The 26,504-nt window shown below is 32.9% G+C and carries 21 protein-coding genes; 13 read left to right on the forward strand and 8 right to left on the reverse strand.

Annotation, left to right across the window (positions count from 1 at the left end):
* Positions 1-36 precede the first annotated feature (36 nt).
* The gene (locus tag ABD816_RS16365; protein ID WP_344929218.1) at positions 37-1,500 is read right to left on the reverse strand and encodes a magnesium chelatase; all 1,464 of its coding nucleotides are present in this window, start codon (positions 1,498-1,500) and stop codon (positions 37-39) included.
* A gap of 40 nt (positions 1,501-1,540) precedes the next feature.
* Positions 1,541-2,671: a vWA domain-containing protein gene (locus ABD816_RS16370; protein ID WP_344929219.1), complete on the reverse strand. Its 1,131-nt coding sequence runs from the start codon at positions 2,669-2,671 to the stop codon at positions 1,541-1,543.
* Positions 2,672-3,201: 530 nt separating this feature from the next.
* On the opposite strand from ABD816_RS16370, the gene ABD816_RS16375 reads away from it, so the two are divergent.
* Both ABD816_RS16375 and ABD816_RS16380 read left to right on the forward strand, forming a co-directional pair.
* The gene (locus ABD816_RS16375) at positions 3,202-3,543 is read left to right on the forward strand and encodes a hypothetical protein (protein ID WP_344929220.1); all 342 of its coding nucleotides are present in this window, start codon (positions 3,202-3,204) and stop codon (positions 3,541-3,543) included.
* 317 nt (positions 3,544-3,860) lie between these two features.
* A complete protein-coding gene (locus ABD816_RS16380; RefSeq protein WP_344929221.1) occupies positions 3,861-4,259 on the forward strand; it encodes a hypothetical protein in 399 nt (132 codons plus the stop codon).
* A gap of 76 nt (positions 4,260-4,335) precedes the next feature.
* On the opposite strand, the gene ABD816_RS16385 is transcribed toward ABD816_RS16380, so the two are convergent.
* Together ABD816_RS16385 and lpdA are read right to left on the reverse strand one after the other, a co-directional pair.
* On the reverse strand, positions 4,336-5,550 hold the full coding sequence (locus ABD816_RS16385; protein ID WP_344929223.1) for a bifunctional alpha/beta hydrolase/OsmC family protein: 1,215 nt from the start codon (positions 5,548-5,550) through the stop codon (positions 4,336-4,338).
* 456 nt (positions 5,551-6,006) lie between these two features.
* The gene (gene lpdA / locus ABD816_RS16390; RefSeq protein WP_344929225.1) at positions 6,007-7,413 is read right to left on the reverse strand and encodes a dihydrolipoyl dehydrogenase; all 1,407 of its coding nucleotides are present in this window, start codon (positions 7,411-7,413) and stop codon (positions 6,007-6,009) included.
* 840 nt (positions 7,414-8,253) lie between these two features.
* Between lpdA and ABD816_RS16395 the strand changes: the two genes are divergently transcribed.
* Positions 8,254-9,813 (forward strand): hypothetical protein, encoded by a 1,560-nt coding sequence (locus ABD816_RS16395; RefSeq protein ID WP_344929226.1) that lies wholly within the window; start codon positions 8,254-8,256, stop codon positions 9,811-9,813.
* Between the two features lie 160 nt (positions 9,814-9,973).
* Here ABD816_RS16395 and ABD816_RS16400 read toward each other — a convergent pair whose 3' ends face one another.
* On the reverse strand, positions 9,974-11,425 hold the full coding sequence (locus ABD816_RS16400) for a hypothetical protein (protein WP_344929228.1): 1,452 nt from the start codon (positions 11,423-11,425) through the stop codon (positions 9,974-9,976).
* A 265-nt stretch (positions 11,426-11,690) separates the two neighbouring features.
* On the opposite strand from ABD816_RS16400, the gene ABD816_RS16405 reads away from it, so the two are divergent.
* Both ABD816_RS16405 and lspA read left to right on the forward strand, forming a co-directional pair.
* On the forward strand, positions 11,691-12,251 hold the full coding sequence (locus tag ABD816_RS16405; protein WP_344929229.1) for a GNAT family N-acetyltransferase: 561 nt from the start codon (positions 11,691-11,693) through the stop codon (positions 12,249-12,251).
* 130 nt (positions 12,252-12,381) lie between these two features.
* Complete coding sequence (gene lspA / locus ABD816_RS16410) at positions 12,382-12,888, forward strand: signal peptidase II (RefSeq protein ID WP_344929230.1); 507 nt, start codon at positions 12,382-12,384, stop codon at positions 12,886-12,888.
* A gap of 196 nt (positions 12,889-13,084) precedes the next feature.
* On the opposite strand, the gene glyA is transcribed toward lspA, so the two are convergent.
* Positions 13,085-14,359 (reverse strand): serine hydroxymethyltransferase, encoded by a 1,275-nt coding sequence (glyA, locus tag ABD816_RS16415; RefSeq protein ID WP_344929231.1) that lies wholly within the window; start codon positions 14,357-14,359, stop codon positions 13,085-13,087.
* Between the two features lie 203 nt (positions 14,360-14,562).
* Between glyA and fahA the strand changes: the two genes are divergently transcribed.
* Positions 14,563-15,843 carry a fumarylacetoacetase gene (fahA, locus tag ABD816_RS16420; protein WP_344929232.1) on the forward strand — a complete coding sequence of 427 codons (1,281 nt, stop codon included), beginning with the start codon at positions 14,563-14,565 and terminating at the stop codon, positions 15,841-15,843.
* A 105-nt stretch (positions 15,844-15,948) separates the two neighbouring features.
* Complete coding sequence (locus ABD816_RS16425) at positions 15,949-17,136, forward strand: hypothetical protein (RefSeq protein ID WP_344929233.1); 1,188 nt, start codon at positions 15,949-15,951, stop codon at positions 17,134-17,136.
* A gap of 37 nt (positions 17,137-17,173) precedes the next feature.
* On the opposite strand, the gene ytxJ is transcribed toward ABD816_RS16425, so the two are convergent.
* Complete coding sequence (gene ytxJ, locus ABD816_RS16430; protein ID WP_344929234.1) at positions 17,174-17,569, reverse strand: bacillithiol system redox-active protein YtxJ; 396 nt, start codon at positions 17,567-17,569, stop codon at positions 17,174-17,176.
* A gap of 204 nt (positions 17,570-17,773) precedes the next feature.
* Between ytxJ and clpB the strand changes: the two genes are divergently transcribed.
* From clpB to ABD816_RS16460, 6 genes are all read left to right on the forward strand, one after another.
* Positions 17,774-20,374, forward strand: coding sequence for an ATP-dependent chaperone ClpB (gene clpB / locus ABD816_RS16435; RefSeq protein WP_344929235.1), 2,601 nt, complete (start codon positions 17,774-17,776; stop codon positions 20,372-20,374).
* A gap of 190 nt (positions 20,375-20,564) precedes the next feature.
* Positions 20,565-21,161, forward strand: coding sequence for a TetR/AcrR family transcriptional regulator (locus ABD816_RS16440; RefSeq protein ID WP_344929236.1), 597 nt, complete (start codon positions 20,565-20,567; stop codon positions 21,159-21,161).
* A gap of 97 nt (positions 21,162-21,258) precedes the next feature.
* Positions 21,259-21,744 carry an acyl-CoA thioesterase gene (locus tag ABD816_RS16445; protein WP_344929237.1) on the forward strand — a complete coding sequence of 162 codons (486 nt, stop codon included), beginning with the start codon at positions 21,259-21,261 and terminating at the stop codon, positions 21,742-21,744.
* Between the two features lie 409 nt (positions 21,745-22,153).
* Positions 22,154-23,566 (forward strand): glycosyl hydrolase family 8, encoded by a 1,413-nt coding sequence (locus tag ABD816_RS16450; RefSeq protein ID WP_344929238.1) that lies wholly within the window; start codon positions 22,154-22,156, stop codon positions 23,564-23,566.
* Between the two features lie 401 nt (positions 23,567-23,967).
* A complete protein-coding gene (locus tag ABD816_RS16455; protein WP_344929239.1) occupies positions 23,968-25,110 on the forward strand; it encodes an esterase-like activity of phytase family protein in 1,143 nt (380 codons plus the stop codon).
* On the forward strand, positions 25,110-25,619 hold the full coding sequence (locus tag ABD816_RS16460; protein WP_344929241.1) for a SixA phosphatase family protein: 510 nt from the start codon (positions 25,110-25,112) through the stop codon (positions 25,617-25,619). Before ABD816_RS16455 ends, ABD816_RS16460 begins: the two co-directional genes overlap by 1 nt.
* On the opposite strand, the gene ABD816_RS16465 is transcribed toward ABD816_RS16460, so the two are convergent.
* Positions 25,610-26,347 (reverse strand): DUF6503 family protein, encoded by a 738-nt coding sequence (locus ABD816_RS16465; protein ID WP_344929243.1) that lies wholly within the window; start codon positions 26,345-26,347, stop codon positions 25,610-25,612. The genes ABD816_RS16460 and ABD816_RS16465 overlap by 10 nt on opposite strands.
* Between the last annotated feature and the right edge of the window lie 157 nt (positions 26,348-26,504).

Consider the following 26,504-nt stretch of genomic DNA (forward strand, 5'->3'; position numbering starts at 1 on the left):
AATGATCTAAATTAAGTGTAACAAAACGACCTCATACTAGAGACCGCTAATATAGCTACCATATAAATCATTAAAACGAAATCCTTCAGACATTCTATATTTGCTTAACTTTTGATGCTCTACCAATCCCCATAATAAGAATTCCTTCATAAAATAAGTTTCGTTTGCATTAAGTTCTTTATGATACGTTTTGATAAGATCGTTTAATGGAGGTATACTGTCTAACTTTTCTGTATACTCAGAATCCACTATATCTTCTAAAAGCTCAAAACCACTCTGTTCAAAAAACCAATCTATCAATTCCTGATAAGGGCTTTTTTCACTTTCTTTTTCCAACTTTTCTATTTTAGGGAAATATTCTGAAAACAATGTTTTGATCGCACCAGATATAAGAGACTGAGCAACAAAAGCCGCTCCTTCTTGCTCTCCTTCATAGACTAATTCTACTTTTCCTGTAATTGCCGGTACTATGCCCATAAAATCACTCAATCGGAGCAATGTTTTTTCCTGATCAAACTTTAATGTCCTGTACTCTGCGGTACTTAATAAGTTTTCATAAGCGGTAATGCTCATTCTTGCACTAACTCCACTTTTGCTATCAATAAATTCACTATCTCTAGCTTCAAAACTTATTTGTTCTAATAATTCCTTGGCTAACTCTGGCACATATACTAACTCTTTTTGTCTGGTATCTAGGCGGGCTTCCTGTTGCGTAATCATTTTCGCAATATCAATAGTTTCCGGATAATGAGTAAGAATCTGTGAACCTATTCTATCTTTTAAAGGAGTAACAATACTCCCTCTATTAGTATAATCTTCTGGATTAGCTGTAAATACAAACTGCATATCTAGGGGTAACCGTAATTTAAAACCTCTAATCTGAATATCTCCTTCTTGTAAAATATTAAATAAAGCAACCTGTATACGTGCCTGAAGATCAGGCAATTCGTTAATAACAAAAATACATCGATTAGCTCTTGGTATCATCCCAAAGTGAATAACCCGATCATCCGCATAACTCAATTTTAAGTTTGCAGCTTTAATAGGATCTACATCGCCAATAATATCAGCTACGGTAACATCTGGTGTTGCCAGTTTCTCAGCAAAACGATCTTTTCTATGCATCCAAGTAATAGGTGTTTCATCACCTTTTTCTTTGAGTGTGGTAATTGCATATCTCGAAATAGGATCAAAAGGGTCATCATTAATCTCAGAACCTGCAACTACAGGGATCCACTCATCTAACAAATTAATCATTTGTCTTGCCAGACGTGTTTTTGCCTGTCCTCTTAATCCTAATAAGTTTATATTATGCCGCGATAAAATCGCTCTTTCTAGTTCGGGAATAACTGTATCCTCATACCCATGAATTCCAGTAAAAGTAGCTTCTTTATTACCAATCTTAGTTCTTAGGTTGTGCCGTAATTCATCTTTTATACTTTTTCTTTCATATCCAGAGGCTTTTAATTCACCAAAAGTGCTTATTTTTTCTTTATTCATATGTATATATCAATTATTTTTCTTTTTCAATTCTATTTATTTAGCCTCTTATTCTTTTTTTTCTATTAGTTTCATAATCTTCAAAAATCATTTCACCCAATCCCTTCAATCCTGTATAAAACGCTTTCCCTTGATTTGCCTTTGTAAATTCACTAACAAACTGCATAAGGTATGGGTCTTGTGCGATCATAAAGGTGGTGATAGGTATATGTAATTTACGTGCTTGTTGTGCTTTTACATAACATTTATTCACGATGTTTCGATCTAAACCATTACTGTTTTTATAATATTGTCCATCCGGTAATCTAAGACAACTTGGTTTACCATCTGTTATCATAAAGATTTGCTTATTTGTATTTCGCTTTCTTCTTAACATATCCATTGCTAATTCCAATCCAGCTACTGTGTTAGTATGGTAAGGACCTACTTGTAGATATGGCAGATCTTTAATCGCTATAGGCCAGGCGTCATTACCAAAGACCAGTATGTCTATAGTGTCTTTAGGATATCTGGTTGTGATTAATTCTGCTAATGCCATGGCAACTTTTTTTGCAGGTGTAATTCTATCTTCTCCATACAATATCATACTATGACTAATATCAATCATTAATACTGTACTCATCTGTGCCTTAAACTGCGTTTGCTCTACAATTAGGTCATCCTCCGTAAGGTTAAAATTACCAACTCCGTGATTTATTTGAGCATTTTTTAAACTTTCTGTTATAGAAATACGATCTAGTGAATCTCCATATTGGTAATTTCTGAATTCACCAGCATGTTCATCTCCTCGTCCTACAAATTTAGTTCTATGATTTCCGGAACCACTACGCTTTAGGTTTCCAAAAATTTGATCTAAAGCCCTTTGCCTTATAGATCTTTCAGTCTTTGAAGTTATAGCCATCCCCCCCTTGCCATCAGGCTTTATTTCTTCTTTGATATAACCTTTCTTTTTTAGGTCTTCAATAAAATCGTCCATGGTATACTCGTCATCAGTCAACTTATATTCCTTATCCAACTCTTTCATCCAATCCAAAGCTTCGTCTAAATCTCCAGATGTATGTGTAATAATCTCTTGAAAAATATCAAATAGCTTCTCAAAAGGTGACTGTTCAGGAGCTTCATATTTTTTAAAAGTAAACCCTTTTCTCATAATTTCTTTTTCCTTTTTCATCTTACTAAAGTTTTACTTGTATTTGACCGCATGTCCGTTCATGACGAAAGAAAACATACATATTCTAAAATTACTACATTTTATATAACTAATGAAGATATATACGTGTATTGATCAAATAATTAACAAAAATTTTACAACTCAATTTTACACTTTACACTTTGAGTAAAGCATACTAAATAAATTAATAAAACAATAGTTCAGTCTTTTTACTCATAACATCCTTAGAATCAAATAAGGATGATTTTATAATCATACGCTTTTACGTAAATAAACCTACACTACAAAATAATTTGGGGTTATACAGACAGGTTTGTGATCACTATAATCCATTACTGCGTTATTCATATGATTTTTAACAAAAAAAATGCATATATTATATTTTATAAAGCTTATCTTTATAATCACCCTTTTTTTAAGATTTTTATTAGTAAAATTAAAAGTAGTATGGCGATTATTTTAATTATCTGAATAATTATATAAGAACGCAAAATGATGCATTGTATATGATTGTTCATAACACTTCAATTATGAAACAATATTTACTTTGCATAGTATTTCTATCATTGACTCTTCCTTCTTTTGGAATAGAGCATTATCAAACGTCCATATCTAACAATGCAGCGCAAAATGGCAATGATCGCGAACTCACACAAGAAGAAGTAAAAAAGCGAGGTATTGATCTTTTAGCGACTAAGGTGATTGAAGGTATTGAAGATATCAATTTAAAGAACATGGCAAGATCTTCTATATTTGAAACCTCTTATGGTTTTCGTTGGAAAATGTTTAACGTAAAAACCGGCAAAATATTAATCATTAAAGTAAATCAGGATTTCCAACTATTATCTGCAAAACATAGTGTACGATCTTAAATACTTTTAATACAATTTAAAAAAAATGTAAGATTTATATATTTTTTTCAAAATATCTGTATATGATTAACGCAAGATCTTAGTTCAAAACAACTAGGACTCATTCTTACTAATTTAATGATTTTGAAACAATCAATTTGTTATCTCACATAGCATTTAATTCTATATAATAAAATTAATTTACTTAATCTATTTCATAATGTATGAGTTTCATGGGTTTGTGCACTGATAAAAAAAATTACTTTTATATAACTATTTCGTAAACTATCTTATCGTAATATTCCCTATTTTTATCTTATCATCTTAAAACCTAAAAAATGAAATTCATAAAAAAAATGATTCTGTTATCTTGTATATGCCTAGCATTTTCCTGTGAAACAGAAACTGATTCGGAAATAGAACAAAAAGTAACCGCTGATTTAATAACCACCTTAAAGTTTGATGTTGTCATCAAGCTTATAGAGCCAAGATCTGGTCAAGAAATATCTGCGTCTACATTACCAGGATATGCCGCTAGAAATCTTGAAACAAATGAAATTTACTACACTTCTCAACGTGAGGTTGATTTATTTGAGAGTCTACCTACCGGTACCTATCGTTTTGACGCGTACGACGGATATTTTGATGGAGCTTCTTCCGTTATTGCCGAGGTAAGTCCAGCGTTCGAAACGGAAGATGGATGGATTGAAGTAACTCTTAACTATTGGTCAGAATGATCGAGATAGTTCACAACAAGACGAAGTACATTAGATAAAGAAAGTATTAGTTATAAATACTTTCTTTATATCTCATTCACACCAATTTAGTAATTACTTGTGTTTCTGTATGTAGTGTTTTGTGAACCGGACACTTATCCGCTATTTGCAATATTTTTTCTATTTGCTTATCATCTAAGTCTCCTTCGAGTTTAATCTCTCTATGAAAAGTATCTATTTTAGCCAATGGATCTTCACAATTTTCACAATCTTTAGCATGAGATTTACTATAACTGGTATGAACTTCTACATTTTTTAAATCCCAATTCTTTCTTGCTACATACATTTTTATGGTCATAGCTGTACAGGAAGCCAACCCAGCTGCTACGAACTCGTAAGGCGATGGTCCAAAATCGTGACCGCCTACTTCCTCTGGTTCATCAGCTATCATAAAGTGACTACCTACTTTCATTTGAGTAGTGTATCCGTCCGTATCATCTAAATTTGCTACTACTTGATGATCACTTTTCAACTTAGGTTCTCTGACAGGCATATCTACATATCTGGATGACCAACCTGCAATGACTTCTCCTACATACAAAGAATCCTTTTTATTCATTAAAAGATGATCTGCTCCATCAATAGAAACAAAACTTTTAGGATGTCTTGCTGCCAAATATATTTCTTCTGCATTTTTAATACCTACTGTTGCGTCCTGAGGAGCATGCATAATCAAAAGTGCTGTGTCTATTTTTCTCACTACTTCTGGAAGTGATTTAGTCTGTAGATCTTCCAGGAACTGCTTTTTTATTGTAAAATCTCTTCCACTCAAACTCACCGTGGCTTTACCTGTAGTATTTATCTCTTCTATACCACTCTTTAATAAGTGCTGTACGTGAGTCGGATTAGAAGGAGCACCAATAGTAGCTATAGCTTTGACAGAATCTATTTTAGTCGCGGCAAATATAACTGCAGCACCACCCAAAGAATGCCCTACTAAAAGAGAAGGAGCTTTATATTCTGCTTTCAAAAAATCCGCTGCTGCTATTAAATCTTCTACATTACCAGAAAAATTAGTATCTGCAAAATCACCTTCGCTTTCCCCAAGACCAGTAAAGTCAAATCGCAAAACTCCAAATCCCTTTGCCGTCAATGCTCTACTGATATTACGAATAGCACCGAGGTTCTTATTACAGGTAAAACAATGTGCGAAAAGCACAAAATTATGAGGGTATTGATCAGCAGGTAGTTCTAAACGCCCGGATAATGTGTGACCATCAACATTAATAAAATTAACTTTTGTAAGACTCATTGAATAATTATTTATATTCAATGTCGATTTTTTTTAAGAATTATAACACTTTTATAGGTTAAAAGTATGTTAATCCATACGTCTATAAGACAGTAAGGACGTTAAAAAATATGGTATAATGGAATTACAAATTTTCCAGTTCTGAACTAGTATTCGGTAGCAATGTTACTATTCCATTGCTACCTGAATTACTAAACTTAGGTCGTTAAACTAGATGTTAGGGACTATAAAACTATGGTAAAACCATTTATAATCAATGGCGCAACAATCATTACTGCCTTCAAAACTAGAATTCGTTAGCATCTAACTAGAATTCGTTTGAATCTGGTTAACCAATAAAAAATTCATCGTAGTCGAAAATAAATACACCTACTTGATTTAAAATATTAAATAAACCAAAAACCCACCTTATATAGTGGTGGGTTCTTGTGACGAAATGTAATATTATTTCTTTATCTAAACATGGAGTGCTCTATTATCTGTCGCTGCTAAAGCAGCTTCTTTTACTGCTTCTGTAAATGTAGGGTGAGGATGAGACATTCTTGAGATATCTTCAGCAGAGGCCCTAAACTCCATAGCGGTTACGGCTTCTGCAATCAAATCTGCACAGCGTGCTCCGATCATATGCACTCCTAAAACCTCATCTGTAACTTCATCTGCCAGAATTTTAACAAAACCATCTAGATCTCCGCTTGCACGTGATCTACCTAATGCTCTAAATGGAAATTGTCCTGATTTATATTTTATTCCTGATTCTTTAAGTTCTTCTTCAGTTTTACCAACAGCTGCTACTTCTGGCCAGGTATATACCACTCCCGGGATTAAATTATAATCAATATGCGGTTTTTGTCCTGCTAATATTTCTGCTACAAAAGTTCCTTCTTCCTCTGCTTTATGTGCCAGCATCGCTCCTTTTACCACATCGCCGATAGCATAAATATTAGAAGCTGACGTTTGTAAATGTTCATTTACTTCTATCTGTCCTCTATCTGTAAGTTTTACTCCTGCAGAGTCAGCTTGTAATCCATCTGTATATGGACGACGACCCACAGATACTAAACAATAGTCTCCTGTAAATTCTACAGGATTTCCTTTTTTATCATCTGCAGTAATAACTACTTCTTTTTTACCAGTTTTTACTCCAGTTACTTTGTGAGAAGTATAAAATTTAATTCCCTGCTTTTTTAGTACCTTTTGTAATTCTCTTGAGAGTGATTTATCCATTCCTGGAATAATTCTATCCATATATTCTACGACAGAAACATCCGCACCTAATCTTCTGTATACCTGTCCTAACTCTAATCCTATAACTCCTCCTCCTATGATTACTAAATGTTTTGGAATTTCTTTTAATTTTAAAGCTTCTGTAGAAGTGATAATACGCTCTTTATCTATTTCGATAAAAGGTAAAGTAGATGGTTTTGAACCTGTAGCGATGATCGTATTTTTTGCTTCTATAGTTTCTACAGAACCGTCAGATTTAGCTACATTGATATGAGTAGCATCTTTAAACGATCCTAATCCTTCAAAAACTTCAATGTTGTTCTTTTTCATCAAAAAGCTTACTCCATCACAAGTTTGATCCACAACAGCCTGCTTTCTTGCAATCATTTTCTCAAGATTAAACTTGATATCTCCCGGTATTTCGATGCCGTGATCTGCAAAATGCTTTACTGCATGTTCATAATGATGAGAAGAATCCAGTAATGCTTTACTAGGGATACACCCTACATTGAGGCAAGTTCCTCCCAGGGTAGCATATTTTTCAATTATTGCTGTTTTCATTCCTAATTGTGCGCAACGAATTGCTGCGACATATCCTCCAGGTCCGGAGCCGATAACGGCTACATCATATGTGCTCATAAAACGGTTTTATATTGGCGTATATTTATATCTATATTAAAACAGACCATATAAAAAGCTAAGAATTACCTACACCATTCTTACAAAATGATTAAAGTTTCATCTATTAGTAATTTGTTTGAAACTTCAATAGACATATATCGATTAACTCAATAATACATAGTCTAATTATGCACGTACTATTTTTTATACAATCCTAGGCAAATGTACAAATGTTTTACCTGATGTTATTTATACTTTCAATTTTTAATAAAAATTTGATAATTCTAACTTATACTTAGAATTATTCAATAATCAATGTACTTTTCTTTAAGTTTTAAAGAGAAGAATAAAAATTCAGTGAAAACACATATTGTTATAAAACTATCAAAGCATTATTCGTTTTAAACAAGTAAAAAAGATTCATTCAGCATAAACTACCTCAACTTAAGAGCGCTAGGTATCAAAAACAAGACAGCTCCGCTACAAGAATCTGGTAACAAGATGCTTTTATTCTGATTCTACACTACACTCTAGGCAGAGCCCCCAAGGAATTCTATTAATTATAATTTTACTTTATACCAAAGTAAAATTAGTTTCTAAAAATAATCATCACAACTAGAAAAAAGCTATTTGTTTTATCTAAGAAATATTTAGCAAAATATTTATGGCTAAAGCAATAATACGAGTGCCCAAAAAGTTATACTTTTAGCTATGGAAAGAATGCAAGGCTAATTACAATAAAAATTCTAATACTATGTACAGTATCTTTTTACTATAAAAGGCTTTATTATTCCTAAAAAATCAATCATATACAACCAGATCTGTCAAATGATCTAAAGTTATTTATATATACATAGAATGCGTTATTTATCCTATTTATTTTTAGTCACTATCATTATTTTATGGAGTTCTTGTCGCAATGATTTTGAATCAGATCCGAGTACTGGTAATCTTCAGTTCTCTTCTGACACTATATTTCTAGATACCATTTTCACTAATATTGGCTCCAGCACCTATAGTTTTAAAGTATATAATCGTACGGATGATGACCTTACTATTCCCTCCATTACTTTAGAAAAAGGAGAAAGCTCAAATTATCGACTTAATGTAGACGGGATTCCCGGAAAGTCTTTTGAAAACATACAGGTATTAGCCAAGGATAGTATTTTTGTCTTTGTAGAAACTACAACTGACATTACCAACCAAACTAATGAACCAGAGTATTTATATACTGACCGTATTCTTTTTGACCCAACGGGAAATGTACAGGATGTAGACTTAGTAACTTTAGTGAAAGATGCCATTTTCTTATTTCCGTCACGAGATAATATGACAGGAGAAGTAGAATCCTTACTACTGGGAGAAGATGAAAACCAAGAAGAAATAAGAATCGAAGGATTTTTTCTGGACGATGACGAGTTGAATTTTACCAATGAAAAGCCTTATATTATTTATGGATTCGCTGCGATTCCTCCTGGAAAAACCTTAACCATAGATGCTGGTGCAAGAATACATTTTCATGAAGGATCCGGGATTATAGCTTCTAATACTGCTACTTTAATAGTCAATGGTGAAGTAAGTACGGACCCTGAGTTGTTAGAAAATGAAGTCATATTTGAAGGAGATCGCCTTGAACCTAATTTTAGCGATGTCACTGGCCAATGGGGTTTCATATGGTTGACCGCAGGTAGTACCGGACATCAAATAAACCATGCAACTATAAAAAATGGAACTTTAGGGATTTTAATGGACTCTAATGATGGGAGTACGGATCCTACGTTAACCATTACAAATACTCAGATCTATAATAGTGCTTTGTTTGGCTTATTAGCTCGTACCGGCAATGTATTAGGAGAAAACCTTGTTATCAATAATGCTGGAATATCATCTCTTAACTGCTCACTGGGAGGTACTTATAACTTTAATCATTGCACATTTGCTAATTACTGGAGCGGTAGTAGCAATAGAAGTACACCCTCTGTACTGATAGATAATGTCATCTTTTTAGAAAATGATGTTCCATTTCCTTTGGATTTACTAGAGGCTAATTTTACCAATTGTATTATTTATGGTAACAATAATCTGGAGTTAGGTTTTATCCAAGATCCAAACAAGCTATTTAATTATAAATTTGAGAATTGTCTGATTCGTTTTGATGATACCAGAAATGAGATTGAAGACGATAACCCTTTATATGATTTTAGCGACACCAGTCTTTTCGAAAACGTATTTTTAAATGAAAATATAGATTTTAAAGATTCGGCTAACAATCTTTTACAGATCGGAGAAGAATCCTTTGCGAATGGAAAAGCAAGCACCCCTACCTCAGGAACGGATATTCTGGGGACTCCCAGAGATATGAATGCACCCGATATAGGGGCATATGAGAGCATACTCTTTGAAACGATGGATAATTAATCGCTAGCATTTATAAACTTAAGACAATAATACGTTAATTGCTAACAAACTAACTAAAGTCAATTTACGCAAACACATTCTTTGGTATAAGGCTGTCTAATCTCTGACAGCCTTATATATAATTTAAAAACTGTATGATTCTTTATATAGAATCTTATTATTATTTCACAACTTTAAGAAGTTGTTCTATTTGTTGTTGATCCTTCATCATATTAATCTCTTCCTTCTTTTTACCTTGACTAGCTTGGATATAAGCATCAAATATGTGACTAAGATATATAGGAGAAGTGTTACTTTTATAACTTACTCCATTATGACAAGAAAAACAATTTGCCAGATTATCTACAGCAATATTAGAAATCTCCTTCTGAAACGTTTGGGTAAAAGTCTCCATAGAAATGTTAGCATTATTAAGAGAACCACGTGCTGAAGATCCTGGTGCCGCCTTCCCAATGGCTCCCTTAAGACTTACAATCTTCTTAGCTTGTTCAATAGGTGTCATACCATCAGTATCTATCCAAATTGATCCTCCGTAGAAATAATTTTTCCAGACATCTGTAAGCTTCGTTGCTACACAATTATTAATATCACTAATATTATCAAAATTGATCGGTTCTGATTGACTCGTAGTCATAAATCCAGTAGCATCTCGTGGAACACCAAATTGGAATAGGTCATATACTTTATGAGGTATCAATGGTGCCTTGGCAATTTTATCATACGTTATACCTCCCAAACCTGTAGTTGTTCCCTTACTAAATAATAATTTATCAGTGGTGGAAACAGCAGAGTTAGTTTGCCAATTATATACAGGAGCAATATCTGAATGCTCAAAAGTTGCCCAAATAAATTCCGGATGATTTTCTACGACACCCACTACGTGCATCCCTAATAATGCCATCTTCGTATTTTTATAAGTTACACCATTATCAATACTTAAAGCCGCTTCTGTCACAAAATAATTGTCTATTTTATCCGCTGGAATAGCAGCTACTTCTACCCACGAAACTTTTAGTTCCAAAGACCCTACAGGAAAGGTCGCTAAATTATTTTCTGGTAATGTCCCTGCTTTAAATTGTGCCATAAAATCCTCGGCTGCAGTCATCATAGTAAGACTGGTATGAATAGAATAAAAAACAGTAAAAGATTTATTTACATCTTTATTATAAGAAGGGTTAGTTGTTAAAACACCATTATCTGACCCTGCTTGTTCTGTATCGGTCAACACAACATGCGCTCCTGCCTGTTGAGGAATTTTAGCCATGAGATCACTTACCTGTATAATTTTACTTTGATTCAAGAATAATGGAAGCGTATCATCAGGTTTAGTTAACCATAAAAATTTCTGCCAAGACCACTGGTGAAAAATACAATTTGTCGTTGTTGATACGTCAAAAGGACTTCCTTTTCCTTCTAAAGGCGCAGGTGTTTCCTGATGTGGAAACCAGCTAGGTGTACAAGAACAAATTGTATCCATTATAACTTCATTATATGCCACTTCCTGTTTGATGTTACTATCTTTATTTCCTTCTTTTTGACAGGATATAAAGCTCATTATCCCTATGATTACTACGAATAAAATTCGCAGAGCTGATGTAGTTTTAGTTTTCATATTTTTCTTAGTTAGTGGTTTATTATAAATAACACTCATCGCAATGATCATTATTAATAATTAGGTACATATCCAAATTTATATATTATTTCCCCAAAAAAACCAAGGGTAAATACCCTATTTTCTCTCCTGAAAATCATACAAATACTAATCTGTATTTTATTTTAAATTCAATTGTATCATATAGTTTGACTTAGTATTTAAAACCTAAATTGTTTTATATTGCCTGATTATTATAGTTTCGTACTCAAAAACACTTAGTATAATGGTGGTAAATTCTTATCTTTTTACATCTCAAAGACTCGGTTTCAGAAACTGGGCTATTGATGATCTTAATGAATTTTCTAAGATTAATAATGACGATGATGTCATGGAGTTTTTTCCTTTTAAACCTTCCAGAGAAGAATCAAAAGCATTCATCTTAAGAATGCAAAAACACTATGAAGCAAAAAAATTCTGCTACTTCGCTGTAGATCATCTAAAAACCAAAAAATTCATAGGATTTATAGGGCTTTGCAGTCAATCTTATATAACAGAACTGTCACCATTTGTAGACATTGGATGGAGGTTAAAAAAAAGCATCTGGAATCGGGGTTTTGCTACAGAAGGAGCAAGAGCGTGTCTGGATTATGGTTTTAATAAAATTGGTTTACAAACTATTTATTCTGTAGCTTCAGAAATCAATGTAAAATCAGAACTTATCATGAAAAAAATAGGAATGCATAAAATTAAGAATTTCAAACACCCTAAATTGAACACATATCCTGCTCTAGAATCTTGTGTGTTTTATAAAATATCTAATCCAGATACAACGCAATACCGTTAGTTCATATCTTCTAAAAAAAATAGCGATTACTAGAATATCAATATCCCAATTATAGTACATTATTATTATTTCTCCTGTAATTCTTGTTAAGTTTTATCGTCATTAGAATACTAACCGCAATTCTATCATTTTGAAAATAAACAGAAAAATTAGAATAATACTCATTGTATGTATAGTATTAATGAATATAAGTTGTGACCAAATCTCTAAAAATATCGTTCGCAACACCATTGACAAAAACCAGAGGATCGAAGTTTTCAATGATAACTTAATATTAACCAAAGTAGAAAATACAGGAGCAGCGTATAGTATCGGTTCAGAACTTCCATATACTTTAAAAATAATCCTATTACAAGCTCTACCTCTATTAGTTTTGTTTTTCCTATTGTTTAAAATTATTAAAGAAACAGAGTATTCTAAGGAAACAATTATCGGTATTACCTTTATTGTGGGTGGTGGAATTGGTAATATATACGATCGTATTATTTATAGATCTGTAACTGATTTTTTAATCATGGATTTGGGATTTATTAAAACTGAAGTTTTTAATATGGCAGATGTTTCTGTAATGATAGGCTCCTTTATTATTATGACTTCTGTACTTTTAAATCGCAAAGGATCATTTTTTAAACATTAATTTCATACGCTTACTAAATCATAACTATGTATTCTATGAAGAAAAACCATGATCATGTTGAAAGTAAGTAATGACACCCTAACTACTGACATCAGCAAATAATTGATCCATACGGTACTTTTACAAAAAAACGCATCACTAAAAAGCAATGCGTTTTTTATAATAAAATTAATTTGTATAATGAATAGTAGTTTATTTATCCTACAAATAAGGGCTTATCTGCCATCATTGTATTTACGTCATTAGCTATCTTATGTAATTCTTCTTCATTTTCAAAATTAACGATAACACGATCAATCAGTTCTACTATCGCAAGCATATCATCTTCTTTTAATCCACGAGTAGTAACTGCAGCAACTCCAATACGAATACCAGATGTAACAAATGGCGACTTATCATCAAACGGCACCATATTCTTATTCACTGTGATTTCTGCAACTCCTAATGCTTCTTCTGCTTGTTTACCTGTAACTCCTTTATTACGAAGATCGATCAACATCATGTGATTATCAGTACCTTCAGAAATTACTTGATACCCTTTCTCTACCAAAGCCTCTGCCATGGTAGCTGCATTTTTCTTTACCTGAATGATATAATGTAAAAACTCATCTGTTAATGCTTCTCCAAATGCAATTGCTTTTGCTGCAATAATATGTTCTAAAGGTCCACCTTGATTACCCGGAAAAACGGCACTATCCATTAAAGAGGACATCATACGTTTTTTTCCGTTTTTTAGAGTGATCCCAAATGGGTTCTCAAAATCTTTACCCATAATTATCAAACCACCACGTGGTCCTCTTAGGGTTTTATGTGTTGTTGTCGTTACTACATGACAATGAGGAACCGGATCAGCAATCACACCTTTAGCAATCAATCCTGCAGGATGTGCTATATCAGCCATCAAAATTGCACCTACACTATCTGCTATCTCTCTAAATCTTTTATAATCTATCTCTCTGGAGTATGCAGACGCTCCTGCGATAATAAGCTTAGGTTTTTCTGCAGTTGCAATTTCCTGAATCTTATCATAGTTTAATCTACCCGTCTCCTTCTCCACTCCATAAAAAACCGGAGTGTATAATCTACCAGAAAAATTAACCGGAGATCCATGAGTTAAATGTCCTCCGTGAGAAAGATCAAATCCTAAAATCTTATCCCCAGGTTTAATACATGCATGAAAAACTGCTGTATTCGCTTGCGATCCAGAATGAGGTTGTACATTGGCATACTCGGCCCCAAATAATTCCTTAGCTCGATCAATAGCAATTTGCTCCACTACGTCTACTACAGAGCATCCTCCATAATATCGCTTTCCAGGATATCCCTCGGCATATTTATTTGTTAAAACAGAACCAGCTGCTTCCATCACTTGTTCACTAACAAAATTTTCAGAGGCAATAAGCTCTAATCCGTTAATTTGGCGCTCTTTCTCGTCCTGAATTAAGTCAAAAATCTGTTCGTCGCGTTGCATGTTATATAGTTTATAAATAGTGGCGCAAAAATATAAACATTCCTTAACATAAGATCATGGAATACTAATAAATATAAACATTTTCTTCACAATTAGAAAAATCGTAATTTTTAATTAACTTTCACATAAATAAAATATTTAAAACGTTCTAAAATTATATATTTGATTAGATAAGTAACCAACAACATTCTAAAAAAAATACAATGCCCATAACAGCAAACAATCCTACCAGAAAAACCTGGATCAAGACTCGAGCCAAAACGGATTTTCCTATTCAGAATATTCCTTTTGGTGTCTTTCTGACCAGAGATGACATTATTACTATAGGTACCCGTATTGGAGATACCGCTATCGATCTGGGAGCACTGCATCAACTTGGATATTTTGAAGGTATTCCATTAACGGATGACATTTTTTTACAAGATTCTCTAAACGATTTTATTTCTGACGGAAAAAAGACCTGGAGATTGGTTAGGAATAGAATTGCAGAAATTTTTGATGAAGAAAATGATCGTTTAAAAAATAATGAGGAACACAGAAAGATAGTGCTGTTTACGCTAGAAGAAATTGAAATGCAACTTCCTGTAAGTGTTGGTGATTACACTGATTTTTACAGTAGTATTGAGCACGCAACTAATGTAGGGCAAATGTTCAGAGATCCTGATAACGCTTTATTACCTAACTGGTTACACATGCCTGTAGCCTATCACGGTCGTAGTAGTTCTATTATACCATCAGATATCCCTGTACATCGTCCACAAGGTCAAAAACTGGTAAATGGAGAAGATCAACCTATTTTTGGTCCTTCTCGATTAGTTGATTTTGAATTAGAAATGGCATTTATAACTACCGATGCTAATTTATTAGGAGAGCCTATTCCAATTGCGGAAGCAGAAGATTATATTTTTGGATTGGTATTATTTAACGATTGGAGTGCTCGTGATATTCAAAAATGGGAATATGTTCCTCTAGGACCTTTTCTTGCTAAGAATTTTGCTTCTTCCATTTCCCCCTGGATTGTGACTCTTGATGCACTAGAACCCTATCGAACCGCAAGCCCTAAGCCGATCAAAGAACAACTCCCCTATTTACAATATAAAGGTGCTAAAAGTTTTGATATCAATCTGGAAGTAGCTATTAAACCTGAAAATTTAAAAGAAACTGTCGTTTCTAAAAGCAATTTCAAACATATGTATTGGAATATGTCTCAACAATTAGCACATCATACGATAAATGGCTGTCCTGTAAATTCAGGGGATTTAATGGGCAGTGGTACTATATCCGGGCCTACTCCGGATTCTTATGGATCTATGTTAGAGTTAAGCTGGAGAGGAGAAAAACCCGTACAATTAAAAGAAGGCGGAAGCAGAAAGTTTATTGACGATAATGATACTGTAATTATCAGAGGTCATTGTGAGAAAAACGGAGTACGAATAGGATTTGGAGAGGTATCAACTAAATTACTGCCCGTATATAAGAAATAAAAAACAGTACGATTTATTCAAAAACCTCGGATACCTGCTATCCGAGGTTTTTTTATTATCTTCTGGCATCAAAGTTGTTTAATACTACCCCAAACACGATTAATTATGAATAGATTTCTACTCCTGGTAATGACCCTAATTTTGATATTTTCTTGTAATAGTGTAAAGAAAACCGAAAAAGCACTAAATACCGGAGACTATGATGAAGCTATTTCTATTGCACTCAGTAAACTTAGCGCTAATAAGAATAAAAAAGGAAAACAACCTTACATGCTAATGTTAGAAGAGGCATTTGCAAAAGCCGTGCAACGTGACCTTAATGCAATTGATTTCTTAGAAAAAGAAGGGAATTCAGCTAATTTGGAACGTATTTACAACACTTATAATACATTAAAAAACAGACAAGAACGTATTAGTCCTATTTTACCACTTTATCACGTCGCTCAAAAAAGAAAAGTAGATATAGTAATGGATAATTACAATGAAAGAATTATAGCTACTAAGAAAAAACTATCAATATATCTGTATCAAAATGCCAATACACTAATTTCTAAAGCTACCACAAAAGTGGAGTATCGCGATGCTTATGATGATTTAATCTACTTAAACAAAATCACCCCTAATTATAAAGATACAAACACCCTTATCGAGGAAGCACATTACAAAGGAACTGATTTTGTGAAAGTGACCATAAGAAATAAAACGAATGTAATTATCCCTAAAAGATTAGAAGCAGATTTACTTAATTTTGACACCTATGGATTAGATGATTTATGGACTGTTTATCACAGCAAACCTCAGCGATCAATTACCTATGATTATGCTATGGAAGTAGCTTTAAGAAGAATAAATATTTCTCCCGAAAAAATAAGAGAACGACAATTAGAAAAAGAAAAAGTAGTAAAAGACGGTTGGGAATATCTTACTAATAATGAAGGAGAATTCATTCTTGGTGAAGATGGTAAAAAGATAAAAGTAGATACCATGAAAAAAGTAAGATGCGAATATTATGAATACACTCAATATAAAAGAGTAAATATTTCTGGTAATGTACAGTATAAAAATATAAGCTCTAAACAGCTTCTTGACGCGTTCCCGCTATCGAGTGAATATGTATTTCAGCACGTTTATGCTAATTATAATGGTGACAAACGTGCTTTAGACGATGATTTAAGGCAATTTCTTGGATTACAAGCGGTTCGATTTCCTACAAACGAACAGATGGTCTATGATTCTGGTGAAGACCTAAAAAATAAATTAAGAAATATTATTAAAACATACCAATTTAATTAAGAGTTCAAGCCAAGTAAACTCACAAATAAGCTATCGATTATATAAACTGATGCAATACCTGTGGTGTAATTTCGCTATGTGATGCATGATGAACCGCAACTTCATTACGAATTACAATAAATTGTGGAGATTCATGAAGCACCTGAAATTTTGCTGAGATTTCTGAAGAAATATCTCTGTAATTTAATAAATCCAAATAGTATAAGTCTACTTGATTTTCCGATAGATCAAAACTACTTTCAAAATTACGAAATACCATTTTACTGATACCACAACGAGTGGAGTGTTTAAAAATGGCTTGCGTTTTTGTCTTAGAACCTTCTGCAATTGAATTGAGCTGTTCGATAGTTTTTAACTCTTGCCAAGGTAACGCTTGTTTTTCTTCTTTTGGTTCTTTATCTCCTGATCCAAATATTTTATCAAATAAACCCATTATTTTTCTTATATTTTATTCTATACAAACTTAATCAAAATGATTCTTATTATGAAAAGTAATCAGGTATTGGTCGTAACAGTATAAGAATGCTTACATTGTGTCAAAAAGTCACCTTGGCAACAAAATTTTCAAGACATTTTGACATTATACTCTAATGGGAATACAATTTGATCTTCTTGGATCAAACCAAAATAAATAATTATGAATTTTAATAATTTCACTATAAAATCACAAGAAGCCATCCAGCATGCTCAGCAGCTTGCTCAAGAGTTAGGCCATCAACAGATAGAAAATGAACATATTTTTAAAGCTATTTTTAAAGTAGATGAACATGTGCTTCCTTTTTTATTAAAAAAATTAAACGTAAACCTTACTCTCCTACAACAGATATTGGACAGCACCTTAGATAGTTTTCCTAAAGTAACGGGTGGAGAGTTGCAATTATCGAGAGAAGCTTCAAAGACTTTGAATGAAGCCAATATTATTTCTAAAAACATGAACGATGAGTATGTATCTATTGAACATGTAGTCATCGCTATTTTTAAATCTAAAAGCAAAATTGCTCAAATTCTAAAAGATCAAGGCGTTTCAGAAAAAGATCTAAAAGAAGCGATCAATGAAATTAGAAATGGAGAACGTGTTACATCACAAAGTGCAGAGGAAACCTATCAATCCTTAAACAAATATGCTAAAAACTTAAATCAATTAGCAGAGAGCGGTAAACTAGACCCTGTTATTGGGAGAGATGAAGAAATTCGTAGAATTTTGCAAATTCTTTCTCGTCGTACCAAAAACAACCCAATGCTTGTGGGAGAACCTGGTGTGGGTAAAACAGCTATTGCAGAAGGATTGGCTCATCGCATTATAGCTGGTGACATCCCCGAAAATCTAAAAGACAAACAAATTTATTCTTTGGATATGGGTGCATTAATTGCTGGCGCTAAATTTAAGGGTGAGTTTGAAGAACGACTAAAAGCTGTTATAAAAGAAGTAACCTCTAGTGATGGCAATATCGTACTCTTTATTGATGAAATTCATACACTGGTTGGAGCTGGAGGTGGCCAGGGAGCAATGGATGCTGCAAACATCTTAAAACCAGCTTTGGCACGCGGTGAGTTAAGAGCTATTGGAGCCACCACATTAGATGAATATCAAAAATATTTTGAAAAAGATAAAGCATTAGAAAGACGTTTTCAGAAAGTTAATGTAGAAGAACCCGATACAGAAAGTGCGATTTCAATTCTGAGAGGAATCAAGGAAAAGTACGAAACACATCACAAAGTCAGAATCAAAGATGAAGCAATTATAGCCGCCGTAGAATTATCTCAGCGCTATATTACAAATCGTTTTTTACCAGATAAAGCAATAGACCTGATGGATGAGGCAGCGTCTAAACTTCGTATGGAAATTAACTCAAAGCCAGAAAACCTGGATGTATTGGATCGCAAAATTATGCAACTGGAAATTGAAATTGAAGCGATCAAACGTGAAAATGACAAAACAAAGCTAAAGGCATTAAATGCTAATCTTGCTAACATTAAAGAAGAGCGAAATGAAATTTTTTCTAAATGGCAAAGTGAAAAAGAAGTTGTAGATGCCATTCAAAACACAAAAACCAATATTGAAGAATACAAATTGGAAGCTGAACGGGCTGAACGAAATGGCAATTATGGATTAGTGGCAGAATTGCGGTACGGAAAAATCAAAGATGCTCAGGAAAAATTAGAAGAGCTACAAATACAATTAGATCAGCAGCAAAGTAAATCATCTTTAATCAAAGAAGAAGTAACCACGGATGATATCGCTGAAGTGGTAGCAAAATGGACCGGTATCCCTGTAACTAAGATGTTACAAAGTGATCGTGAAAAGTTATTGCTATTAGAAAAAGAATTGCAAAAACGGGTTGTTGGTCAAAAAGAAGCTATCCAGGCAGTGAGTGATGCCGTAAGAAGAAGTCGTGCCGGATTACAAGACCAAAAGAAACCAATAGGATCTTTTCTATTCTTAGGAACTACTGGCGTAGGTAAAACTGAATTAGCAAAAGCACTAGCAGAGTACCTTTTTGATGATGAAAGTGCTATGACTCGAATCGATATGAGTGAATATCAAGAAAAACATTCTGTAAGTCGATTGGTAGGAGCACCTCCCGGATATATAGGCTATGAAGAAGGCGGACAGTTAACAGAAGCTGTGCGAAGAAAACCATACTCTGTAGTATTACTGGATGAGATCGAAAAAGCGCATCCAGACACCTTTAATATTCTGTTACAAGTATTAGACGAGGGTCGATTAACAGATAACAAAGGAAGAACCGCAGATTTTAGAAACACCATCATTATCATGACCAGTAATATGGGAGGTCATATTATACAGGAAAAATTTGAAGCAGTAAAAGATGTTGATACCGCCATGGAAAGTGCTAAAATCGAAGTTATGGGATTACTAAAACAATCCGTAAGGCCCGAATTTTTAAACAGAATTGATGACGTCATTATGTTTACTCCACTGACAAAGACTAATATAATGGACGTTGTGAGATTGCAACTTAAACAAGTATCCAGAATGCTCGAACAGCAAAATATAACACTGGATGCTACTGATGAAGCAATTGGAGTACTTGCAGAAAAAGGGTTCCAACCAGAATTTGGTGCTCGCCCAGTGAAAAGAACGATACAAAAAGAAGTACTAAATCAATTGTCTAAAGAAATTCTTTCTGGTAAGGTTACTACTGATAGTATCATCCTGTTAGATTCTTTTGATGGCACTTTGGTATTTAGAAATCAAACAGATGCCGTTTCCTAATACAATTCTAAAAAACTTTTAGAACTGAAATAAATATAAATTAAAACAAACAGAAGATTTCTTTTTATTTAAATAAAAAGAGATCTTCTGCTTTTTTAGTACCTCTATAATTCATTTAAACACTTATTTCTATTTAGAATATACCAATTGGTATATTTTTTAGTATATTTGAAAATAAATGTTTTTGAAAATGCTCACAAAAGCCGAACAAACAACAGAATTCATTATTCAGACCGTTGCTCCTATTTTTAATAAAAACGGATATTCAGCAACTAGTCTTAGTGACATAACCAAAGCTACCGGATTAACTAAAGGTGCTATTTATGGTAATTTCAAAAATAAAGAAGAACTAGCTATTGCAACTTTTACCAGTACGGTAAAGAGTATGTTAAAACGTATTACAGATCATCAATCCCAAAGTAACTCTCCTATTAGAAAATTATTTCTCGTTACTGATTTTTATAGAAATTACTATGATTACAGTAAAGAAATGGGTGGTTGCCCTATACTGAATACTGGAGTAGATGCTAAACATCAAAGCTCACTAGTTTTTCAACACGTACAACACACCATTACTAAAATACAAAATAACGTTAGTAAACTTATTGATGCAGGAAAACAGACAGAAGAAATACATCTACATATTGATTCAATGTTATATGCTAAAAGACTATATACTATGATCATTGGAGCCATTTTTATGACACATACCATGAATGATAATAGTTATTTATTAGAAACTATGGATCAGATAGATGTTTTGATTCGTACCGAATTAAAAATTTAATTTTTTTAACTCAAAATATACCATTTGGTATAAAATGCATTGTAAAAATGCTATTAAATTGAAACAAGAGCACTATTTACCTTTAAAAACAAAACTTATGAAAACAATACTAAAAACACCAGAAACCAAAGCTATTATTAGATTTCAGGATTGTGATCCTTTTAACCATCTTAACAATGCAGAATATCTTAATTATATGATTAATGCTAGAGAAGATCAAATTATCGAGCATTATGGTTTAGATCTTTTCAAAATGGCGCAAACCCAAGGTGTTAGCTGGGTAGTCGGAACGAATCAGATTGCCTATTTAAAACCAGCTTTATTAATGGAACATGTACTTATTGACTCTCAATTATTTTCTTTCTCAGAAAATGAATTAAATGTAGAAATCAGGATGTGGAATCATAATAAAACAGAACTAAAAGCTGTATTATGGAGCTCTTTTGTGCATTTTAATTTGTTAAAACAAAAACGCTGGAATCATACTGAACAATACATGGAATTGTTTAAATCCATTGTTAATCCATTAGATGCTAAGTCCTTTAATGAAAGAATTTCCGAATTGAAACCTAAAAAAGTGTAACATCTTTATTTTTATAGCGTCCTATATATACACAATAATCTCTAAAACTTAATCAACATGAGGTACTCCAGAGATCTAAAACCTTTTTATAATAAAAACAGCACCTATTTTTTTATTGCTTTTCTAGCGATTGCTTTAATATCTATGGGTATCGTTGTTTGCCAATTAGGGATATTCGGGTAATTTATAAACCATATATATATTCAGGCTTACTTTCTTTTTATACTCCAGTCACTTCTATAATATCTACGGGGGTTAAAGTTATTCGCTTTATAGTTCTCAGAAATAAGACATATTTTCCATACCGCAATACATCTAAATAAAAAAACAATCTTTACACACTAAAAGTAATCCTAGCTCGTTGAAGAAAAACAATTAATTTTTTCAATCAACTTTTATTAAAACCATCATGAATTTCAAGATTACTTTTATTTTCTTTTTTCTAAGTATTATTTACATTCCTCACATTAAATCGCAAAACGCTGTTATTAATTATGACAATGCTTCTTATCCTTTTGGCTTAAAACCAACGAATATTGGTACAAATGATATAAAAGACAGTTATATCTCCTGGAAAAACAATTTTGTTGATGCCAATTGCAGCAATAATGCAGCAAGAATAAAATTTGATCAACCGGGATTCTCTGTATCAGAAGGAATTGCATACGGAATGTTACTAGCTGCTTACGCTAATGATAAAGAATTATTAGATGGTCTATGGACTTATTACAAAACTCATATGAATGGTAATGGGGTGATGAACTGGAAAATAGAAGGATGTTCTACGGTTGTTGGACAAAATGGTGCTACAGATGCAGAATTAGATGCCGCTATTGCATTGATAATTGCAGGAAATCGTTTTGGAAATAACAGTACGTTTGATTATCATCAGGACGCTAGGAATTTAATTGCTGCTATGAAACAACATGAAGTTGAAGCAAATACATATGTATTAAAACCAGGAGACGCGTGGGGAGGTTCAGAAAACACCAATCCTTCTTATTTTGCACCTGGTTACTTTAAAGTTTTTGGAGAATTCACAAATGACAGTTCATTTTGGAATGCAGTTGTAGATAAAACATATCAAATTCTTAATGCGAATCTTTCTGTAAACAACGCGGTAGATTGCTTAGTTTCTGATTGGTGTAAAGCTGATGGGTCTTATTCTGAAATAGTTCCCTGGGCTCACGAAGCTGGCAAAACTTTTTACTATGATGCGGGTAGAACTCCTTGGAGAATTGCAACAGATTATCTTTGGTATGGTGATTCCAGAGCCTTAAATTATGTGCAGAAATGTGAAAACTTTGTAGATTCTAAAGGTGGAATTGATCAAATTAAAGCTGGTTACAAACAAGATGGAACCGTCATAGGCAATTATACTGATCCTGTCTTTACCGGATCTTTTGCTACTGCTTTACAATCTTCATCAGACCAAAACAAGGTAAATCAAGCATATACAACATTAAAAAGTCAAACCTCTACTGCTTATTTTGCAGCGATACTCAGAAACCTTTATCTATACACAATGACAGGGAATCTTTATAATCCATTAAGTAGCAGTGCACTTTCTATTGATGAATTTTTATTGGATGGCAATAAAATAGAAATATACACAGATATCTCACGCAATATCTTAACCATTGATTCTTCTATAAAAATTGATAACGCTGTAATTTATGATATGAGTGGAAAAACTGTACTTATTAATAAAATAGATTCTGACGTCCCTGAAATTAATATTGAATCACTAAATACGGGAAGCTATATCCTGCAAGTAACCTCAGAAAACAATGTGGCATCAAGAAAATTTGTAGCCTATTAAACAATTCTTATCGTAAACTAACATTTACCTCTGGGTTATTTATTAAAATTATCCAGAGGTTTTTTTATACTCAATTTCCTTAATCATTAGTTGATCTTGAACTACCAATAAAGGCTCTCAAGAGAACAAATATTTCCTTTCTATAAAAAATTAAAATAAACTACCTCAACTCAAGGGTACGAGATATAAGAAAAAGCACCTTGCTACGTAAATCAGAAAACGAACACTCATCATTCTGATTTCTGAGTCTAAATATCTTGGTTCTATCCACTACATCCAGCATAAAACCTAAGAGTATTCTATTAACCAAAGTAACTGCTCCTCTTGAACAATAATAGTTTTTATGCTAATTCTCAAAAAGACTTCATAAAAACTTATTTTTGTGCATCTAACTTATAGTCATGTCCCTAAAAAAAATAGATGTCTTTATTTTATTCTTTATGTTAAGCAGTTTTATTGTATCCTGCCAAAACATAGAAAAAACTTCAACTAAAAAGACGTATGAAATCAAATACCTAGATGAATATGTTATACAAGATGATTCTATTTTTAAAAGCTCTACCATCGGTGGGTTATCTGGCATAGAATATCGCGCTGCAGAAAACAAATATTATATTGCTTGTGATGATCCCAAAAGCCCCAGGTTTTACAAGGCATCCATATTAATAGAAAATAATTCTTTTTTAAAAATAACATTTGACACAGTAGTAAAATTAAAAGACTCTAAACATCATTTTTTTACCTCTAGCGCAGTTGATATCGAATCCATCAGAGCATTTGATAAAGACACATTGATTTTTTCCAGTGAAGGATCTATTAAAAATAATCAGGATCCTTCTGTTTTTTTAACAGATTCAGAGGGCAATTATATTGATCAACTGATACTTCCATCCAATTTTCTTGCGGATGCTTCTGGTCAAAAAAATCAACCCAGACATAATAAAGCGCTTGAAGGTTTAGCAAAAGACATACAAGGTCAAGGATACTGGGTTGCTATGGAGGGAACGTTAGAACAAGATGGTGCAATGCCTACTTTTACAAATACGGGTGCACCAATCAGAATTACACATTTTGATATGGCATCTAAGAAAGCTGACTATCAATTCACGTACCCTCTTGATAAAATCGCTAAAGACCCTAAAGATCAATTTGGCGTGAATGGAGTCACAGGAATCATACAACTTTCGCAACATCAATTCTTATGCATAGAACGTGGATATGCTGCAGGTTATGGATCACAAGGAAATACTGTAAGAATTTATCTGGCAAATACAGAAAAAGCTACCAATACTTTGAACTTTTTATCACTAAATGATAAAAGACCAGTAAGTGCTACTAAAAAACTATTGTTTGATTTAGAATCTGTAAGAGACCAGTTAACTGATCGTATTGTTGATAATATAGAGGATATAACTTTTGGACCTACGTTATCAAACGGTAATCAATCCTTAATCCTGGTATCTGACAATAATTTTAATCCTCCTTCTATTCAAATCAATCAATTTATCTTGCTCGAATTAATTGAAACGCTTATCTTAGAATAATGAAATCATATCGTATACTATATCTTCTCCTTTGCCTCATTGTTTTTAATGGGTGTGCTCAGAAAAAAAGCAAGAATTCTAATATAACCAAGTATATTTTAGTAAGACACGCGGAAAAAAACATCAGCGATTCTTCTGATCCTGATCTGACTGCAGCAGGAATACTTAGAGCAAATAACCTGGCAGAAATGTTTAAAGAGACTACTATTGATTTTGTCTTTAGTACCGATACAAAAAGAACAATACAAACAGCCACTCCAATAGCAAAAAGTAAAAAAACAGAAATCATCACCTACGATCCCCGAGATTTATATACAGATGATTTTAAACTAAAAACAAATAATAAGACGTCTGTAATAGTAGGTCATAGTAATACAATACCTGATTTAGTCAATAAAATAATTGGTAAACAAAAGTATAAAGATATTAACGAAGAAGACTACAGTAATCTATTCACCATAACTATCAAAGGTGATACAATTACGGATCATCTCGAAAATTACAACTGATTTTCTAGCATATACACATATATATTTTCCAACGCTATTACAGAAAGTAATTGCAACCGATTTTTCTCAAAAAGGGTATCTAGCGTAGCTAATGAGGTAGATATATCATCTGTCTTGTAATTTTTATAATCAACAAACCGAATGCCTTCTATAATTCTTGGATTATACGCTTCTCTAAACCTTATTCCGCCACCATTAACTGCATATTTATATGCAAAATAATCTACGGTATAGTTTTCTTTGTGTATCCAATACATAAACTCGTCTTCAAAATCTGTACCGCCGCCTTCCTCATCAAAAGTTATATGCATTTTATAATATAAATTTCCTCTTATCGTAACCTCCCCTACCATTTTCTTACGGACTGCCGCTGCATTTAAACCATAAGGTAAATTTGCAAAATAATGAACAGAATTAATACCATCACTGATACGAGCCACGAGTGAATCTGGCACTTGCTGATGACAATTATTGACAGTTCTTGACAATCCATTATTAGTAAGAACATCATGCAGTAAGTCATCACCTTTTTCTATACGTCGCTCTAACCGATATAATCCATTACTACGTTCACTACGATATTGTTTTCCTCTAAAAGTAAAGTCAATGATAGCATCTTCAAATTTGGATCCTCCAGCATTCTCTATGGTTTTCTGGATAATATCCTGAGCAGAAAACTGACCAAAGCTTATCATAAACCATACGGCTATTAGTATGAAAAATAGCATTAGAAATTTCTTTACTGAATTCATATTTTAATATAGGTTAATTAGGTAACTTTTGTCGAAATATAAAATCATAACATACATCAAAATTCATAATTTTTTTGACAGCGCGTGTTTAAAAAATCAGGTTATAAAGTTAATTATTTTCAAAACTTAAAAA

It is taken from the genome of Aquimarina addita (assembly GCF_039539305.1).
Classification (GTDB): domain Bacteria; phylum Bacteroidota; class Bacteroidia; order Flavobacteriales; family Flavobacteriaceae; genus Aquimarina; species Aquimarina addita.